This window comes from Amycolatopsis umgeniensis, from assembly GCF_014205155.1.
Taxonomy (GTDB): domain Bacteria; phylum Actinomycetota; class Actinomycetes; order Mycobacteriales; family Pseudonocardiaceae; genus Amycolatopsis; species Amycolatopsis umgeniensis.
Genome location: NZ_JACHMX010000001.1, coordinates 943621 through 959943, shown reverse-complemented (window position 1 = coordinate 959943; position 16323 = coordinate 943621). Strand labels below are relative to the sequence as shown.

The 16323-nt window shown below is 69.9% G+C and carries 18 protein-coding genes; 9 read left to right on the top strand and 9 right to left on the bottom strand.

Annotated features, from left to right (window positions below; genetic code table 11):
• The first annotated feature begins 35 nt into the window (after positions 1 to 35).
• The 6 genes from HDA45_RS04160 to HDA45_RS04135 all read left to right on the top strand — a co-directional run bounded on the left by HDA45_RS04160 (position 36) and on the right by HDA45_RS04135 (position 6099).
• The gene (locus HDA45_RS04160) at positions 36 to 707 is read left to right on the top strand and encodes a response regulator transcription factor (RefSeq protein WP_184891975.1); all 672 of its coding nucleotides are present in this window, start codon (positions 36 to 38) and stop codon (positions 705 to 707) included.
• On the top strand, positions 704 to 2080 hold the full coding sequence (locus HDA45_RS04155) for an ATP-binding protein (protein WP_184891972.1): 1377 nt from the start codon (positions 704 to 706) through the stop codon (positions 2078 to 2080). The genes HDA45_RS04160 and HDA45_RS04155 overlap by 4 nt, the downstream gene beginning before the upstream one ends.
• 68 nt (positions 2081 to 2148) lie before the next feature.
• Positions 2149 to 2355 carry a heavy-metal-associated domain-containing protein gene (locus HDA45_RS04150; RefSeq protein WP_184891971.1) on the top strand — a complete coding sequence of 69 codons (207 nt, stop codon included), beginning with the start codon at positions 2149 to 2151 and terminating at the stop codon, positions 2353 to 2355.
• A gap of 45 nt (positions 2356 to 2400) precedes the next feature.
• Positions 2401 to 3312 (top strand): hypothetical protein, encoded by a 912-nt coding sequence (locus HDA45_RS04145; RefSeq protein ID WP_184891970.1) that lies wholly within the window; start codon positions 2401 to 2403, stop codon positions 3310 to 3312.
• Positions 3309 to 5552 (top strand): heavy metal translocating P-type ATPase, encoded by a 2244-nt coding sequence (locus HDA45_RS04140; protein WP_184891969.1) that lies wholly within the window; start codon positions 3309 to 3311, stop codon positions 5550 to 5552. Before HDA45_RS04145 ends, HDA45_RS04140 begins: the two co-directional genes overlap by 4 nt.
• An 85-nt stretch (positions 5553 to 5637) precedes the next feature.
• Positions 5638 to 6099 carry an ATP-binding protein gene (locus HDA45_RS04135; protein WP_184891968.1) on the top strand — a complete coding sequence of 154 codons (462 nt, stop codon included), beginning with the start codon at positions 5638 to 5640 and terminating at the stop codon, positions 6097 to 6099.
• A 95-nt stretch (positions 6100 to 6194) separates the two neighbouring features.
• On the opposite strand, the gene HDA45_RS04130 is transcribed toward HDA45_RS04135, so the two are convergent.
• On the bottom strand, positions 6195 to 6797 hold the full coding sequence (locus tag HDA45_RS04130; RefSeq protein ID WP_184891967.1) for a TetR family transcriptional regulator: 603 nt from the start codon (positions 6795 to 6797) through the stop codon (positions 6195 to 6197).
• 89 nt (positions 6798 to 6886) lie between these two features.
• On the opposite strand from HDA45_RS04130, the gene HDA45_RS04125 reads away from it, so the two are divergent.
• Positions 6887 to 7936 (top strand): NAD(P)-dependent alcohol dehydrogenase, encoded by a 1050-nt coding sequence (locus tag HDA45_RS04125; RefSeq protein WP_184891966.1) that lies wholly within the window; start codon positions 6887 to 6889, stop codon positions 7934 to 7936.
• A gap of 96 nt (positions 7937 to 8032) precedes the next feature.
• On the opposite strand, the gene HDA45_RS04120 is transcribed toward HDA45_RS04125, so the two are convergent.
• Positions 8033 to 8914 carry a CPBP family intramembrane glutamic endopeptidase gene (locus tag HDA45_RS04120; RefSeq protein ID WP_221471560.1) on the bottom strand — a complete coding sequence of 294 codons (882 nt, stop codon included), beginning with the start codon at positions 8912 to 8914 and terminating at the stop codon, positions 8033 to 8035.
• Positions 8915 to 9045: 131 nt separating this feature from the next.
• Here HDA45_RS04120 and HDA45_RS04115 point away from each other — a divergent pair, with 131 nt between their 5' ends.
• Positions 9046 to 9291 (top strand): hypothetical protein, encoded by a 246-nt coding sequence (locus HDA45_RS04115; RefSeq protein ID WP_184891964.1) that lies wholly within the window; start codon positions 9046 to 9048, stop codon positions 9289 to 9291.
• A 4-nt stretch (positions 9292 to 9295) separates the two neighbouring features.
• On the opposite strand, the gene HDA45_RS04110 is transcribed toward HDA45_RS04115, so the two are convergent.
• Entirely contained in the window at positions 9296 to 9865 is a 570-nt protein-coding gene (locus HDA45_RS04110) for a TetR/AcrR family transcriptional regulator (protein WP_184891963.1), read from the bottom strand.
• 75 nt (positions 9866 to 9940) lie between these two features.
• Between HDA45_RS04110 and HDA45_RS04105 the strand changes: the two genes are divergently transcribed.
• Positions 9941 to 11680 (top strand): ABC transporter ATP-binding protein, encoded by a 1740-nt coding sequence (locus HDA45_RS04105; protein ID WP_246480602.1) that lies wholly within the window; start codon positions 9941 to 9943, stop codon positions 11678 to 11680.
• A 5-nt stretch (positions 11681 to 11685) separates the two neighbouring features.
• On the opposite strand, the gene HDA45_RS04100 is transcribed toward HDA45_RS04105, so the two are convergent.
• Genes HDA45_RS04100 through HDA45_RS04075 form a run of 6 tightly spaced genes read right to left on the bottom strand, consistent with a single transcriptional unit; the run spans position 11686 to position 16302 of the window.
• A complete protein-coding gene (locus HDA45_RS04100) occupies positions 11686 to 12444 on the bottom strand; it encodes a zf-HC2 domain-containing protein (RefSeq protein ID WP_184891962.1) in 759 nt (252 codons plus the stop codon).
• A complete protein-coding gene (locus HDA45_RS04095) occupies positions 12444 to 13631 on the bottom strand; it encodes a SpoIIE family protein phosphatase (RefSeq protein ID WP_184891961.1) in 1188 nt (395 codons plus the stop codon). The genes HDA45_RS04100 and HDA45_RS04095 overlap by 1 nt, the downstream gene beginning before the upstream one ends.
• Positions 13628 to 14626 carry an ATP-binding protein gene (locus tag HDA45_RS04090; protein WP_184891960.1) on the bottom strand — a complete coding sequence of 333 codons (999 nt, stop codon included), beginning with the start codon at positions 14624 to 14626 and terminating at the stop codon, positions 13628 to 13630. Before HDA45_RS04090 ends, HDA45_RS04095 begins: the two co-directional genes overlap by 4 nt.
• On the bottom strand, positions 14623 to 15048 hold the full coding sequence (locus tag HDA45_RS04085) for an ATP-binding protein (protein WP_184891959.1): 426 nt from the start codon (positions 15046 to 15048) through the stop codon (positions 14623 to 14625). The genes HDA45_RS04090 and HDA45_RS04085 overlap by 4 nt, the downstream gene beginning before the upstream one ends.
• The gene (locus HDA45_RS04080) at positions 15038 to 15436 is read right to left on the bottom strand and encodes an STAS domain-containing protein (protein WP_184891958.1); all 399 of its coding nucleotides are present in this window, start codon (positions 15434 to 15436) and stop codon (positions 15038 to 15040) included. The genes HDA45_RS04085 and HDA45_RS04080 overlap by 11 nt, the downstream gene beginning before the upstream one ends.
• Positions 15433 to 16302 carry an RsbRD N-terminal domain-containing protein gene (locus HDA45_RS04075; protein WP_184891957.1) on the bottom strand — a complete coding sequence of 290 codons (870 nt, stop codon included), beginning with the start codon at positions 16300 to 16302 and terminating at the stop codon, positions 15433 to 15435. Before HDA45_RS04075 ends, HDA45_RS04080 begins: the two co-directional genes overlap by 4 nt.
• Positions 16303 to 16323 lie beyond the last annotated feature (21 nt).

Below are 16323 nucleotides of genomic sequence, written 5' to 3'. Positions count from 1 at the left end.
CAGGAAGGCTTTCGGCGATCTGAGAAGATCGAGGTATGCGCGTGCTCGTGGTGGAAGACGAAATGCGGTTGGCCGAGACCCTCCAATGGGGACTCGAGGCCGACGGTTACGCGGTCGACCTCGCCCACGACGGTCTCGAAGGGCTCGAACTCGCGCAGCTGTACCCGTATCAGGTGATCGTGCTGGACATCATGCTCCCGAAGCTGAACGGCTACCGCGTCTGCGCGGCGCTGCGGGAACGCGGGGTGACCACGCCGATCCTCATGCTGACGGCGAAGAACGGCGAGTACGACGAAGCCGAGGCGCTCGACACCGGCGCCGACGACTACCTGAGCAAGCCGTTCTCGTACGTGGTCCTCACCGCCCGCCTGCGGGCCCTGGTCCGCCGGGGCGCGGCGGGTTCGGCGGGGGTGCTGGAGTTCGGTGATCTCGTGCTGGATCCGGCGAAGCGGACGTGCCGCCGCGCTGGTGCGCAGGTGTCGTTGACCACCAAGGAGTTCTCGGTCCTCGAATGCCTGTTGCGCAACGGCGGGCAGCTGGTGACGAAGCGGGAGATCCTCGAGCAGGTCTGGGATCTGGCCTATCGGGGCGACCCCAACATCGTCGAGGTCTACGTGAGCGCGTTGCGGCGCAAACTGGACGCGCCGTTCGGACGGCACACCATCGCGACCGTGCGCGGCGCCGGCTACCGGCTGGTGACCGAATGACCGGCTGGTGGCCCTCGTCGGTGCGGCGGAGCACCGCGCTCTCGGCGGCGCTGCTCTGCGCGATCGTTTTCACCCTCGGCTGGCTGGGCACCCGCGAGCTGCTGAGCAGGCAACTGTCGGGCAGCGCCATCAGCGCCACCCGTGCCCAGCTGGACGGGCTGGCCGAGACGTACCGGGCAGGGAAGCCGATGCCGCCCTCCGGCGACGCCCTGTTCGAGGTGGTCGACGACGCCGGGCGGCCGGTGGCGAGCAGCGAGAACCTGCGTCGCTGGGATCCCGCGTGGACGACGCTGCCGCCCGCGCCCGCCGGGGCGCCCTCGGACTGGTCGGTCACCACCAAGGCCACGTTGAAGCCCGGTGACCATCCACAATGGCGCGAGTATCGCGAGTACACCGTGCTGGGCAAAGTGATCGGCGGCGGCGAGCAGCGGCTCACGCTCTACCTGTTCGTGCTGCCGTGGGACACGCTCCGGACGCTGGGGACCTTCGACGACACCCTGGCCTTCTTCGTCCCGCTCGCGGTGCTGATCACCGCACTGGTCGCGTGGCTCGCGGCGGGCCGGGCGTTGCGGCCGGTGGAGGCCATCCGCCGTGAACTGGCCGAAGTCAGCGGGAGCAGACTCGACCGCCGGGTTCCGGTACCCCCGTCCCGCGACGAGGTCGCCAGGCTCGCGACCACCACGAACGCCACCCTCGACAGGCTGCAGCAGGCGTATGACCAGCAGGAACGGTTCGTCGCCGATGCCAGCCACGAGCTGCGCAGCCCGCTCGCGAACCTCCGCGCCGGGTTGGAGGTCGCGCTCACCCACGTCGATCGCGCGGATTGGCCCGCCGTCGCCCGCCGTTCGCTGCTCGACATCCAGCGGCTCCAGCGCATCACCGCGGATCTCCTCCAGCTGGCCGTCGATCCGGCCGAAGTCCCGGCACCGGAAGGCGTCGTCGACCTCGCCGACGTGGTGGCGGAGCAGGTCGCCGAACGCGCCCTCGAAACGGGACCGGCCGTCGTGTCCGATGTGGAGGGTCGAACCGAGGTCGCGGGAGAACCCGTGCAGCTGGAACGGTTGTTGCGCAATCTGCTCGACAACGCCGTGCGGCACGCACGCTCTTCCGTCACCGTGCGGCTCCGGCGTGACGCGAGGGAGGCGGTCCTCGAAGTGACCGACGACGGACCCGGGATCCCCGCCGCGGATCGCGAGCGCGTCTTCGACCGGTTCGCCCGGCTCGACGACGCTCGCGCACGGGACGCGGGAGGCACGGGTCTCGGTCTCACGCTCGCACGGGACATCGCCGTCCGGCACGGCGGATCGCTGCGGGCGGAGGATGCCGGAACGGGCGCGCGCCTGGTGGCGAGATTACCCCTCGGGGGTATGTGACCCACGATACCCTGCTGGGGTATCCCCGGGCCATTGCGGTACCCCCCGGGGGTATGTACGTTGGGTTCATGAGCGAAACGACTTACACCGTCACCGGCATGACCTGCGACCACTGCGTGCGTTCGGTCACCGAAGAGGTCTCGAAGATCGACGGCGTCACCGGCGTCCGGGTCGATCTGCCGACCGGTGCGGTGACCGTCACCGGTTCCCGTGAACCCGCGGCTGCGGATGTCCGCGCCGCCGTGGAAGAAGCCGGATACCAGTTGACCGCCTGAGCGGCTCCACGATCGCGGGTGACCCCCGCACTAAGGACTCCCACGATGAACACAGCAGCGAAGCTCTCCGCCTACGGTGTGGCACTCGCCCTGGTCGCCGGTGGCGGCTGGGCGGCCGGCACCGCTGTCGGTCCGCATCCCGGCGCCGCCGGTGTGTCCGGTGGCGAGGACGCCGGGCATTCGGACACCCACAGCGGCACTGTCGCGGAAGCGGCGCAGGTCAAGCAGGACCATGAGCCCGCCGGGCTCGCGTCGTCCAGGGGCGGCTACACCCTCACGCCCACCACCACGACGCTAGTTCCGGGCACGACCCGTCCCTTCACCTTCCGGATCCTCGGCGCCGACGGCGCGCCGGTGACCGCCTACGACGTCGAACACGAGAAGCGGATGCACCTCATCGTCGTCCGCCGCGACACCGCCGGTTTCCGGCACGTCCACCCCGAACTCGGCGAGGACGGCACGTGGACCGTGCCGCTGGCCGTGGGTGAGGCGGGCGTCTACCGCGTCTTCGCCGACTTCAAGCCCAGCGGCGGAGAGGCGACGACCCTGGGCGCCGACGTCTTCGCCGGTGGCGACTTCCGGCCCGCCGAGTATCGGCCCTCGTACGTCGCGGAGGTCGACGGCTACCAGGTCCGGCTCGACGGCGAACTCACGCCGGGCACGTCGTCGAAGGTGGCGCTCACCGTCACCAAGAACGGTCGCGACGTCACCGATCTCCAGCCGTACCTCGGTGCCTACGGGCATCTGGTCGCGTTGCGCGGCGGCGACCTCGCGTACCTGCACGTCCACCCGGACGGCGAACCCGGTGACGGCCGGACCGCGCCCGGACCGGCGATCACCTTCTTCGCCGAGGTCCCGACGGACGGCACGTACCGGCTGTTCCTGGACTTCCGGCACGAGGACGAGGTCCGCACCGCCGAGTTCACCGTCACCACCGGGGAAGGAAGCCACCGATGACCACGGAAACCGCCAAGGTGGCCGAAACCGAAGTCGAACTCGCGATCACCGGCATGACCTGCGCTTCGTGCGCCCTGCGCATCGAACGGAAGCTGAACAAGCTCGACGGTGTCACCGCCACGGTCAACTACGCGACGGAAAAAGCGAAGGTCAGCTTCCCGGCGGACATCGAACCGAGACTGCTGATCGAGCAGGTCGAGGCGGCCGGGTACTCGGCCGCCCTGCCCTCACCGGAGAAGGAAGAGCCGGCCGAGGAGACCGATCCCATCGCGCCGCTGAGGCAGCGGCTGCTCGGTTCCGCCGTGCTGTCGGTGCCGGTGATCGTGCTCGCGATGGTGCCCGCGTGGCAGTTCACCTACTGGCAGTGGATCTCGCTGACGCTGGCCGCGCCGGTGCTGGTGTGGGCGGCATGGCCGTTCCACAAGGCGGCGTGGGCGAATCTGCGCCATGGCGCGGCCACAATGGACACGCTGATCTCGATGGGCACGCTCGCGGCGTTCCTGTGGTCGTTGTACGCCTTGCTGTTCGGCTCAGCGGGAACGCCGGGGATGACGCATCCCTTCGAGCTCACCGTGCAGCGGATGGCCGGTGACGGCAACATCTACCTCGAGGTCGCGGCCGGTGTCACGACGTTCATCCTCGCCGGACGCTATTTCGAAGCGCGGTCCAAGCGGAGGGCGGGCGCGGCGTTGCGCGCCTTGCTCGAACTCGGCGCGAAGGACGTCGCGGTGCTGCGCGACGGCGAGGAAATCCGTATCCCGATCGGCGAACTCGCGGCGGGCGAGGAATTCGTGGTGCGGCCGGGGGAGAAGATCGCCACCGACGGCGTGATCACCGAAGGCGCGTCGGCGGTCGACGCGAGCATGCTCACCGGTGAGAGCGTTCCGGTGGAGGTCGTCCCCGGTGACACGGTGGCGGGGGCGACGGTCAACGCGGGCGGCAGGCTCGTCGTCCGCGCGACCCGGGTCGGCGCCGATACGCAACTGGCGCAGATGGCGAAGCTCGTCGAGGCGGCCCAGACCGGGAAAGCGCAGGTCCAGCGGCTGGCGGACCGGGTCTCGGCGGTGTTCGTGCCGATCGTGATCGCGCTCGCCGTCGGCACGCTGATGTTCTGGCTCGGCACCGGCGGTTCGGTCGCGGCCGCGTTCACCGCGGCGGTCGCCGTGCTGATCATCGCCTGCCCGTGCGCACTGGGCCTGGCGACCCCGACGGCGCTGCTCGTGGGTACCGGGCGGGGCGCGCAGCTCGGCATCCTGATCAAGGGTCCGGAGGTGCTGGAGTCGACCCGCGCGGTCGACACGGTCGTCCTCGACAAGACGGGCACCGTGACCACGGGGCAGATGTCGCTGGTGGCGGTCCACGTCGCCGAGGGCGTCGACACGGAGAAGACGCTGCGACTGGCCGGGGCGTTGGAGAACGCGTCGGAGCACCCGATCGCGCAGGCCATCGCCCGCGCGGCGCGGGAACGCAGCGGTGAACTCCCGGCGGTCGAGGGATTCACCAGCCTCGAAGGCCTTGGCGTGCAAGGGATCGTCGAGGGTTCGGCGGTGCTGGTCGGCCGGAGCGCGTTGCTGGAGCAGTGGAGTCACCATCTGACGGCCGAGCTGGCGGAAGCCAAAGCCGCGGAGGAGAAGCTCGGCCGTACGGCGGTCGTGGTCGGCTGGGACGGCGAGGCCAGGGCGGTCCTGGTCGTCGCGGACACCGTGAAGCCGTCGTCCGCCGAGGCGATCTCGCGGTTGCGTGAGCTGGGGCTGACCCCGGTACTGCTCACCGGCGACAACGAGGCCGTCGCCCACGCGGTGGCCGCCGAGGTCGGGATCGACACGGTGATCGCCGAGGTGCTGCCGAAGGACAAGGTCGACGTCGTCAAGCGGCTCCAAGACGAGGGCAAGGTCGTCGCGATGGTCGGCGACGGCGTCAACGACGCGGCGGCGCTGGCCCAGGCCGATCTCGGCCTGGCGATGGGCACCGGCACCGACGTCGCGATCGAGGCGGGGGACCTGACCCTGGTCCGCGGTGACCTGCGGTCCGCGGTGGACGCGATCCGGCTTTCCCGCCGGACCCTGCGCACCATCAAGGGCAACCTGTTCTGGGCCTTCGCCTACAACGTCGGCGCGCTTCCCCTGGCGGCGGCGGGCCTGCTCAACCCGATGATCGCCGGTGCCGCGATGGCCTTCAGCTCGGTCTTCGTGGTGTTCAACAGCCTGCGCCTGCGAGGCTTCCGGGGCATCGCGGTCTGATCGCCCTGGTTGATCAACCGGCGTTCTGGGTAACCCGATCGTGCGACTTCAGCAGCGAGGCCGCGCGATCGGGAAGGGTGGCTCCATGATCAGTATCGCGGAGCATCCGGTGCCGGGAACCTGGGTGCTAGACCTGCGAGCCACGACGCCACGAGCGTTGCCGGACATGCGTGCCTGGGTGGTCAGATGCCTTGCCGACCTCGGTGAGGGCCATCGTGACGACGTCCTGCTGGCGGCGACGGAGCTGGTCGCCAACGCCTACGTGCACGGTGGAGGCGCCCGCCACATCCAGGTGTGGCGCGGCGTCTCCCCGTGCGCGGTCCGCATCGAGGTCGCGGACGTCAGCCTCGAACAACCCCGGGCGCGCCGCTCGCAGATCGAGGACCCGCGCGGACGCGGGTTGCTCGTCGTGGACGGGGTGGCGGTGCAGTGGGGCGTCCGGCGCGAGCGGGTCCGCGGCGGGAAGCTCGTCTGGGCGCATATCCGCTGTGACGGCGGTTGCCCGGAAGTGCCTCCGCGCGTGCGCGGGAAGCGCCCCCGGAGCTGATCGGTCACGCGTTTTCCTCGCTGTCGAAGGGATTGCGCTTCGCATCCTGTCGGCGCGGGGGCCCCGGTGATCGGACAAAACAGACGTGAATCACGTCACGTTTTCGTGCGGCCCTCGATGACGACACGGGCGGCCTCGACCGACTTCCGGACGACGACTTCGGTGGAATAGCCCTGTTTCGTGAAGACGCCGTCGAGGTAGAACGTGCCGTAGCCGTGGGCCTGGGTGAACAACTGCTCCATCAGTTCGAGCCCGTCCTGCGGCTGGTCGGCGACGGTGAGGCAGAGCATGACGAACTGGTCGGTCAGGCGGCGGGTCTGCTCGTGCAGCGCGGCGTGCTCCGGACCCTGCAAGCCGTCCGAGTAGATGACGTTCATCCCGGCGCGGCGTTCGATGAGGTACTCCGTGTACGCGCCGGCGGCCGCGGCGAGTGCCGCGACGGGCTCGCTCTCGGCCTCGATGGCCTCGTGCACCTTGTCGGCCAGCTGGCAGGCGACGGTGGCCGCGATCGCGGCCAGCAGGCTCTCCTTGCCCGGGAAATGCCGGTACGGCGCGCCGGGACTGACCTTCGCGCGCCTGGCGACCTCGGCGACGGAGAACGCGCCCAAGCCCTGCTCGGCGATCAGGTCGAGCGAGACCCGCACGAGTTCGGCGCGGAGGTCGCCGTGGTGGTACTTGCCGCCCATGTCGTGGATCACACCGTCCCGGTCGCGGAATATGTAAGAGGCCTCTTACGCTAGTTGTAAGTGACCTCTTACATGGTCTCACTGTTTCATCGGAGGGTTTCATGACGACGACCACGCACGCCATCGCCGCGCCGTCCCCGGGTGCCGCCCTGGCGCCGACGACCATCGAGCGTCGCGACCTGCGTCCGGACGACGTGCTGATCGACATCGCGTACGCGGGGATCTGCCACAGCGACATCCACCAGGTGAAGGAGGATTGGGGCAGCGCGATCTTCCCGATGGTGCCCGGCCACGAGATCGCCGGCGTCGTCGCCGCGGTCGGTTCCGGCGTGACGAAGTACCGGGTCGGGGACCGCGTCGGCGTCGGCTGCATGGTCGACTCCTGTGGCGAGTGCGAGTACTGCCTCGCTGGCACCGAGCAGTTCTGCGTCAAGGGCAATGTCCAGACCTATAACGGAGTCGGCTTCGACGGCGAGAACACCTACGGCGGCTACAGCCGTCAGGTCGTCGTGAAGGACGGTTTCGTCTGCCGGATCCCGGAAGGGATCGGCCTCGACGTCGCCGCCCCGCTGCTGTGCGCGGGCATCACCACCTACTCCCCGCTGAACCGCTGGGGCGCCGGACCGGGCAAGAAGGTCGCCGTCGTCGGCCTCGGCGGGCTCGGCCACATGGCGGTCAAGATCGCGGTCGCCATGGGCGCCGACGTCACCGTGCTCAGCCAGAGCTTGAAGAAGCAGGAGGACGGCCTGAAGCTGGGCGCGAAGGACTACTTCGCGACCGGTGACGCGTCGACGTTCCAGACGTTGCGCGGCCGCTTCGACCTGATCCTCAACACCGTTTCGGCGACCCTGCCGATCGACTCCTACCTCGGCATGCTGCGCGTCGGCGGCGCGATGGTGAACGTCGGCGCACCCGGCGAACCGCTGTCCTACAACGCTTTCTCGCTGCTCGGTGGGAACAAGGTGCTCGCCGGTTCGATGATCGGCGGTATCGCCGAGACCCAGGAGATGCTCGACTTCTGCGCCGAGCACAAGATCGGCGCGGAGATCGAGACGATCTCGGCCGACCAGGTGAACGTGGCCTACGACCGGGTCGAGAACAGCGACGTCCGCTACCGGTTCGTCATCGACGCGGCGACCATCGGCGCGTAACTCACGTGACCAGGCACGGATCTCGCGTGATGGGGGACGGAACACCGAGTGCGGTCTCCAGTCACGTGAGTTCCGTCCCTGATCACGCGAGTCACGTCACATCAGTAACAGGGGCAGGGTGTTCATCGCGGTGTGCGCGGCGATCGGCGCCCACAGGTTGCGGTACCGGGACCACAGGTAGCCGGTGAACAGGCCGAAGAACCCTTGGAAGGCGACGATCGCGCCCAGGGTCAGGGGGAGCGATCCCTGTCCGTGCGTCGGCAGGTGCAGCCAGGCGAACAGCAGTGACGCCAGCAGGATTCCGGGCCAGCGTCCGAAAAGCGCCTCGAGCCTGGTTTGCAGCATGCCGCGGAAGAAGACCTCTTCGAGGACGTTGGCGGTGAAGAAGGTCAACGTCGCGCCCACCGCGAGGTACACCGGATCGGGATAGTCCTCGGCGCTGGGGAGCGGCGGGGCGAGCGGACCCAGAACGGACAGCCAGCCGAAGACGGCCACCGCCGGAATCGGTGCGAGCCACTGCCAGGTCTGGCGAGGCCGCCACATGTGCCTGAGCAGGAACGGATCCGGCCGCGGGGTTCGCAGGAGAACCAGCGGCAGCACCAGGAACACGAGCGGTTTGGCGAGCGCCCAGATGTCGCGGACCAGCGCCGAATATCCCACCTCGGACACCACGAACAACGCCAGCGGCCACAGGAAGGCGATCAGCGCCAAGGTCGTCGCCTGCCTGAGCAGGATGCGCCGGTCGGTCGCCTCGGGCAGCAGTCTCGGTGCGTGGAGCGGGATCCCGTGGATCAGCAGGATCCCGGCCAGCGCGGGAATCAGCGCACCCGCCAGGGAAAGTTCCTTGGCCGAATCAGCGGACGGCTTGATCGTGTCGTGCCCGGTCGCCAGCAGCAGCGCGGGTGCGGCCACGAAGACCGCGAGCCCGCCGAAGAGGATTCCCCAGGCGGCACCCGTGCGGGTGCCGGTTTTTTCCATCACGGGGAAAGGATCATCGAAGCGGCGCGCGTTCGCGTCCTCCCTTCGGAGGACAGAAGTCCTCCTTTCTGGACGGCCCTTCGGCTCTTGCTCTGCTTTCCCGACCTCGCGAAGCTGCTGGAATGGTCGGTATGAAGCTGGGGATCAGTGTGCTGTGCGCCGAAGTACCGCCACGGGGCGCGTCGCTGGATTGCCGGGATCCCTACCTTTCCGGCTCGGGTTACGCGCTTTCCTGCTCGGGAACGGACTTCCACGTCTTCGTCGACTGTTCGAACGGTGACCGGTACGCCTACGGCCGGGGCGCGGGGGAGTACCGGATCATCTTCACCTGCCCCGGTGGTGCCACGGCGCTGCGCGGCGGCGCTTACGGCGACTGAGGTCTCAGCCGATCGCGATGACCTTTTCCAGGCTGCGCAAGCACAAAGTGAGCGCTTCGTGCTTAGGCGTCTTTTCGCGGACCATCTCCCACGCCGTGTAGAGCAGGCTCCACAGCAACTGCAGCAACCATTCCTTCGTCATCGCCGGGTCGATCGTGCCCTCGCGGTGCCCGCGTTCGACGAGCCGGAGCAGGTCGCGGTCGTCCTCGCTCTCTTCCTCCCATTCGGGCCTGGTCATCAGATCCGGCATGGTGAACAGCAACTGGAAGACGTCGGCGTGTTCGAAGTACTCCTGGCACAGCCTCGCCAGCGCCGCCGGGGCCGGGCCCTCGTCGAGCCGCGCCCGTTCGGTGCCCTGCGAGATCTTGTCGAGGGCGTCGTGGCTGATGGCGTCGATGAGGTCCGAGCGCTCCGCGAAGTACCGGTGCACCGTGGTCCGCCCGACGTTCGCCGCCGCCGCGATGTCGGCCAGCGTCGCGCTCGGTTGTTTCGTCAGCTTCTCGATGGCCGCGTCCAGGATCGCGCGCCGGGTCCTCGCCCGGACACCCGTCTCGGTGGCCACACCCTCACTCATGGCCGGTACCGTACCTCGCTCCCCGATATGGAACTCGCTTGACGATTTTAGAACATGCGTGTTCCATTGAGAACCATGAACACTCCACGATTGAAGGTGCTGTGGTCGTTCGCCCGGCCGCACAAGGGGGCACTCGCGATCGGCCTCGTACTCGCCCTGCTCGGCTCCGCGACGGGCCTCGCCACGCCCATGGTCACCAAATGGGTGCTCGACTCGCTCGGCTCCTCGGCGTCGCTGGCCGGGCCCGTGCTGGCCCTGCTCGGCCTGATGCTGGTGGGCTCGGTGATCTGGCTGACGCAGTGGATCCTGCTCGGCACGATCGGCGAGCGGGTGGTGCTGAAAGCGCGGGATTCGATGGTGCGGCGGTTCTTCCGCGCGACGATCCCGGCGATCACGAAGCGGCCGACGGGAGAACTGGTCACCCGCGTCACCTCGGACACGGTGCTGTTGCGCGAAGCGGCGTCGTCCAGCGTGATCGGCCTGATCAACGGCGTGGTCATGCTCGTCGGCACCCTCGTGCTGATGAGCGTGCTCGACCCGGTGCTGCTGGGCACGACGGTGGCGGCCGTGGTCGTGGTGATCGCGCTGTTCGCCTGGCTCATGCCCGCCATCGCGAAGGAACAGGAGAAGGTGCAGGACCGGGTGGGCCGTCTCGGTGGCGTGCTGGAGGGCGCGCTGCGGGCGATCCGCACGGTGAAGGCCAGCCGCGCCGAAAGCCGTCAGTCCGAGCGGATCTTGGTCGACGCGGAGGCCGCCACCGTGCACGGTATCCGGGCGGTGCGGCGGCAGGCCGTCGCCTGGGTGGTGGCGTGGTCGGGAATCCAGGGCGCGATCCTGGTGATCCTCGGCCTCGGCGCCTGGCGCGTCGACGCGGGCCTGCTCGAGGTGTCGAGTCTCATCGCGTTCCTGTTGTACGCGTTCGCGCTGATGGAGCCGATCACCGAACTGAGCCAGAACATGACCGCGTTGCAGTCGGGGATCGCCGCGGCCGGGCGGATCCGCGAGATGGACACGCTGGAGATCGAAGAGGACAAGGTGCCCACGCGGCCGGAACCGGTGGGGGACCAGGACGGCCCGGTGCTGGAACTGCGCGGGGTGACCGCGGGCTACGGCGGCGACCCCGCGCTGCGGGAAGTGTCGCTGAAGATCCCGAGACGCGGGCACACCGCGATCGTCGGGCCGTCCGGCGCGGGCAAGACCACGATGCTGTCGCTGATCATGCGGTTCGTGCGGCCGCAGTCGGGTTCACTGCTGCTGGACGGGCGTGAGTACGCGGACCTGCCGTACGCGGAGGTGCGGACACGGCTGGCCTACGTCGAGCAGGAGACGCCGATCGTGCCGGGGACGATCCGCGAGAACCTGCTCTTCACCCATCCGGACGCGACCGAGGAGGAGGTGCTGCGAGCACTCGGCGAAGTCCGGCTGAGCGACAAGATCGCCGCCCTCGAGGACGGACTGGACACGCCGCTGTCATCGACGTCGGTGTCCGGTGGGGAACGCCAGCGGATCGCGCTGGCGCGGGCGATCCTGCGCACGCCGGACGTGGTCCTGCTGGACGAGGCCACAGCGCAGGTGGACGGCCGGACCGAGAGCGCGATCCACGACTGCATCCGGCGGCGGGCCCGCGAGGGCGCCGTGGTCACCGTGGCGCACCGGCTGTCCACGGTGATCGACGCGGACACCATCGTGGTGATGGAGGACGGCCGTGTGCGGGCGAGCGGCAGCCACGAACAGTTGCTCGCCACCGACACGCTGTACCGCGAACTGGTGGAGGCGCTGCGGATCGCGGGGGAGGGCGCCCCGGTTCCCGGCTGATCCGCTCAGGCGGGGACCGCGCGGACTCCCGGCGGCATCTCGCGGTTGACCTCGTCGAGCCGGGCGGCGACGGTCCGGCAGGGTTCGCAGCCCGCCAGATGCGCGGTGATCAGGTTCGCCCGGCGGCCCGGCACCCCGCCGCGGAGCCACGCGCCCATCCGGCGCCGCGCCTCCTGGCAGCACGGCGTTCCCGTTTCGGGGACCTGCGCCTGCAGGAAGGCTTGGCGCAACCCTTCGCGGGCGCGCAAGGCGAGGACGGAGGCGCCGTTGGGGGACACGCCCAGCAGCGGGGCGACCACCTTCGGCGAATCGCCTTCGGCCTCGGTCCGCCACAGCACTGTCCGCCAGCGGCCGGGGAGCGCGCAGTACGCGGTCCACGCCAGCCTGGCGTTCGATCGGAGGATGAGGAGTTCCTCCGCGCCGACGGCCCCGGCGGCCTCCTCGGTCGCCGGGGTCGTGCCGTACAGCTCGACCCGTTTGTGGTGGTGGCTCCATTTGGCCACGAGGTTCCGCATGGTGACCGCGAGATAAGGGCGGAGGTTCTCCCGGGGGCCGCCCCCGGCGCGGATGACGCTCAGGACACGCACGAAGGCCTCGGCGACGAGGTCGTCCCGTTCGGCGGGCTCGGCGACCCAGCCCGCCGCGATCCGGCGTAGCGGCTCGGCGTGCCGCCGGAACAGCGCTTCGCCGGCGGCGATGTCACCGGCGCGGAAGGCGTCGAGCAGCGCCGCGTCCGCTGCGTCCGGCTCGACGTCGTCCCTCATCACGGGTCACGGTAACCCGGACGGTGGCGGATCGCGATGACCACGGTGTCATCGGCGTGCAAGACGATGTCGAGCATCTCGGTGGCCAGGACGTCCGGGATCTCCGCGGTCGGCCGTCCGGCGTTCCGCCGCGCGGCGGCGAGCAGACGTTCCTCTCCTTCGTGGAAGTCCTTGCGGCTTTCGACGAGCCCGTCGGTGTAGATGACGATCAGGTCGCCGTCGGCGAGGGTGCGGTGGATGAGGCTTTTGCTGCCGGGATCGGGAAATCCGACGCCCCGGCCCGAGGTCGCCGCGGCGAGCAATTCGGTACCGCCGGCGGTGACCAAGACCGGACGAGGATGGCTGCCGTTGGCGAAGGTGACGTCGCCGGTCGCCGGATCCAGCCTGGCCAGCAGCACGGTCGCCATCAGATCGGGTTCGATCGTCGCCAGCGTGCGGGCGGCGCGGCCGATCAGGTCGCGGAAGGGATGGCCTTCCAGCGCCAGGGTCCGGATGGCGTGGGTGACGGTCAGGGCGTGCCGGGTCGAAGTGACACCGTGCCCGACAGCGTCGACGAGGGTGATGTGGACGCAGCCGTCCGGCAGGACGAACCAGTCGTAGAGATCCCCGCCCGTCGGGGAATCCTGCTGGCTCGGTGCGTAGTGCACGGCCAGTTCGAACGGCCCGGCGGGCGGTGGCGGCGGGCGCAGCGCGTCTTCCAGCTCGCGGAAGATCACCGCGTGCGCCTTCCGGAGCTGCTCGTCTCGTTCCTCCGATTCGACGTACATCGCGAGCACGCCGCTGTTCGTCTCGGCCAGTTCGTGTTTGAGTTCGCGCTGGTCCTTGGCGACCGCGTCGGCGCGGGCGACCAGCGCCAGCATCTCGTCCCTGGTGGCCGTCTCGTCGTCGGCGGGCACCGGCACCGGCCCGGCGCCCGCGTCGAGATGCCAGGTCAGGCTCACGCCTTCGCCCGCGGAGGGGAGCAAGGGGAGGGCGTTGCGCTGACGCTGTTCCACCGGCCGCGACGACTCCAGCGTGACGGACAGCCTGCCGTCGGCGACGGTGGTCGAGAGTTCCGGCACGGGGCCGTTTCCGGCGAGCAGGGTCACCGCGAGTACGAGCCGCGCGCGTTGGTCCGCCGGGATCCCGGCGGCCGCGCAGGCTTCGCGCACCCGGCTCCGCAACCCGGCGGCGGAGGTGTCTGTCACGGAAGTCCCTTTCCCGGACCGAAGGCGATCAACGCGGCGTCGTCGCGAAGGTCACGGTGACGGTGGGCGAGATCCGCGGCGAAGAGGGTGGTGGCCGGGAGCGGCCCGAGCGCCGCCGGACCGCGCCAGGCGGCGCGGATCCCGTCGGTGTGCAGGACGAGGAGTTCGTGGCCGGTCAGCGGCAGGGTCCGCACCCGGACGGACGGCAGGGTGAAGCCGACGACACCGGGGATGCTCAGCAACGGCCGTGTGTGCCCCGGCGTCAGCACGAGACCGCTGATGTTGCCGACTCCGCAGAACTCGAGCCCGCTCTCGGAGAGCCGGGCGAGCGCGACGGCCGCGCCGCGGGTCTGCCGCAGCGTCCGGTGCATGGCGTTCAGATGCTCGGGCAGCGGCCTGTCGGGATCTCGCCGGAACACGGCGATCGCGGCTTCGGCGGCGTCACTCGCTTCGGGGCCGTGGCCGAGCCCGTCGACGAGGGCCGCCGTGCGGACGCCGGGAATCGCCGAGACGGCCAGCGCGTCACCGCACCGTTCTTCGCCTTCGCGGGGGAGCCGGACGTGCGCGAGATCGGCGACCTCGTGCCCTGGCGCGAGGATCCTGGCGGCCGCGACCGTGCCGACGCCCGCCGCGGACCGGATGCGGAACTCGGTCGCGAGCCTGCCGACGGCGCCGAGGCCGGTGCCCAGCGTTTCCGTGGTGCTGTTGCCGTCGACGCGCCAATGGTCCAGATCGGCCATCCCGGGGCCGGTGTCCACCGCGTGGATGTCCACCCCCGGCCCGGCCAGCGAGCACTGGACGAAGACCGCGCCGCCGCCGGCGTGCTTGTCGAGATTGCTCGCCAGTTCCGAGGCGACGACGGCGCTCCGTTCGGCGAGGACTTCGGGGAGTCCCGCCTCGTCCGCGACCTCGCGCGCGGCCCGCGTCGCCGCGTAGACCGCGCTGATGTGGTCGATGTGGATCAGCCGCGTGAGCGACGCGGCGGTGGTCGTCACGGCTTCCAGCGGACGACGGTGACCGTGGTGCCCTTGCCGGGCGCGGTGTCGATGGTGAACTCGTCGACCAGCCGCCGGGTGCCGCCGAGACCGTGTCCGAGACCGGCGCCGGTGCTGAACCCGTCGGTCATGGCCTGCTCGACGTCTCCGATGCCGGGGCCTTCGTCGCGGACGGACAGTGCCAGCCCCGCCCGCCCCCGCCGGTCGCGGACGACGGCGATGGTCATCGTGCCGCCACCGCCGTGGATGTAGGCGTTGCGCACGAGTTCGCTGGCGGCGGTCACGATCTTCGTCTGGTCGACGATCGAGAAGCCGGCCGCGACCGCGTCGGCCCGGACCGCGTGCCGGGCGGTGAGCAGATCCTCCTCGGCGCGCACGGCGTGTTCGCGCGCTTCAGGGGCGGTGAGCTCGTCAGGAAGCACGAGGTGCCTCTTCGGCGGCCTCGACGGGACGGCGCCACCCCAGCAGTTCCATGGCCTGTTCCGCGTTGAGCGCGGTCTGGACGCCGGTGAGCCCCAAACCCAGTTCGGACAGCGTGATCGCGACGGCGGGGCGCATCCCGGCGACGATCATCCTGGCGCCGAGGAGCCGTCCGGTGGCGGCCAGTTCCATCAGGACGCGGGCGACGAACGAGTCGATGATCTCCAGCCGCGAGATGTCGAGGATGACGCCGCGGATCTCCTCGTCGGAGATCCTGGCGGTGAGTTCACCGGTGAACTGGAGCGCGGTGGCGTCGTCGAGGTCGCTGAGCAGCCCGCTGATCAGGATGTCCCCGAGCCGCAGGATCGGCAGGCCCGCCCCGGCGTTCACCCGGTCACCACACCGGACCGGGCGTGGTCGCCGATCAGCCGCATCGCGGTGGCCAGCGCGTCGGCGAGCGAACCGCGGGTTTCGATATGCGACAGGTCGATGCCGAGTTGCGTGACGGTCTGCGCGATCGACGGCCGGACACCGCTGATCAGGCATTCCGCGCCCATGAGCCGGACAGCGCTGACGGTCTGCAGGAGGTGCTGCGCCACCGCGGTGTCCACTGTGGACACGCCGGTGATGTCGATGATGGCCACCCTGGCCTCGTGGGTCTGGATCGCCTCCAGCAGGCTGTTCATCACCACCTGGGTGCGGGCGCTGTCGAGGGTGCCGATCAGGGGAACGGCCAGCACCTGACGCCACAACCGCACCACCGGGGTGGACAGTTCCAGCATCTGCTGGTGCTGGCGGCGGATGATCTCGTCCCTGCCTTCGACGTACACCGAGAACGTGAGCAGGCTGGCGGCGTCGAGGAAACGGTTGACCTGCAGGGAAGCCTGGTAGCGGACCTCCGGGTCTCCGGTGTGGTCCTCCAGGGCGGCGAGCGTGGCCCGCTTGAGGCCGAAGATCGCCATGGCGGTGGAGGTCGGTGCGGCGCCGGCGCGGGCCCGCCGCTCGGACAGGCCTCGCAGTGCGGCGCGGACGGCTTCGTCGCGGTCGACGATCCGTTCCAGGCGCAGTTCGGTGTCGAGGGCCCCGCGGAGCGCGCCGAGCAGTTCCTTGGCCTCGCGCCGCAGTTCCTGCTCGCCGGTCCAGGCGGGCGAATCGGTCAGCTGACGGCGGACCCAGTCTTCGACCAGGTCTTCCTGACCGGCGTCGAAGATCCGCGACAGCAGGTCCCGGACGGCGGAGTCGTAGGTCGCCTGCACTCACACCTCCAGAGCATTGTT

Bases quoted from the DNA above. Each gene is read 5' to 3' on its own strand.
- HDA45_RS04100 (WP_184891962.1), bottom strand. From the start codon at position 12,444: ATGAGGGACGACGTCGAGCCGGACGCAGCGGACGCGGCGCTGCTCGAC.
- HDA45_RS04150 (WP_184891971.1), top strand. From the start codon at position 2,149: ATGAGCGAAACGACTTACACCGTCACCGGCATGACCTGCGACCACTGC.
- HDA45_RS04125 (WP_184891966.1), top strand. From the start codon at position 6,887: ATGACGACGACCACGCACGCCATCGCCGCGCCGTCCCCGGGTGCCGCC.
- HDA45_RS04145 (WP_184891970.1), top strand. From the start codon at position 2,401: ATGAACACAGCAGCGAAGCTCTCCGCCTACGGTGTGGCACTCGCCCTG.
- HDA45_RS04120 (WP_221471560.1), bottom strand. From the start codon at position 8,914: ATGGAAAAAACCGGCACCCGCACGGGTGCCGCCTGGGGAATCCTCTTC.
- HDA45_RS04160 (WP_184891975.1), top strand. From the start codon at position 36: ATGCGCGTGCTCGTGGTGGAAGACGAAATGCGGTTGGCCGAGACCCTC.
- HDA45_RS04140 (WP_184891969.1), top strand. From the start codon at position 3,309: ATGACCACGGAAACCGCCAAGGTGGCCGAAACCGAAGTCGAACTCGCG.
- HDA45_RS04110 (WP_184891963.1), bottom strand. From the start codon at position 9,865: ATGAGTGAGGGTGTGGCCACCGAGACGGGTGTCCGGGCGAGGACCCGG.
- HDA45_RS04105 (WP_246480602.1), top strand. From the start codon at position 9,941: ATGAACACTCCACGATTGAAGGTGCTGTGGTCGTTCGCCCGGCCGCAC.
- HDA45_RS04135 (WP_184891968.1), top strand. From the start codon at position 5,638: ATGATCAGTATCGCGGAGCATCCGGTGCCGGGAACCTGGGTGCTAGAC.
- HDA45_RS04115 (WP_184891964.1), top strand. From the start codon at position 9,046: ATGAAGCTGGGGATCAGTGTGCTGTGCGCCGAAGTACCGCCACGGGGC.
- HDA45_RS04155 (WP_184891972.1), top strand. From the start codon at position 704: ATGACCGGCTGGTGGCCCTCGTCGGTGCGGCGGAGCACCGCGCTCTCG.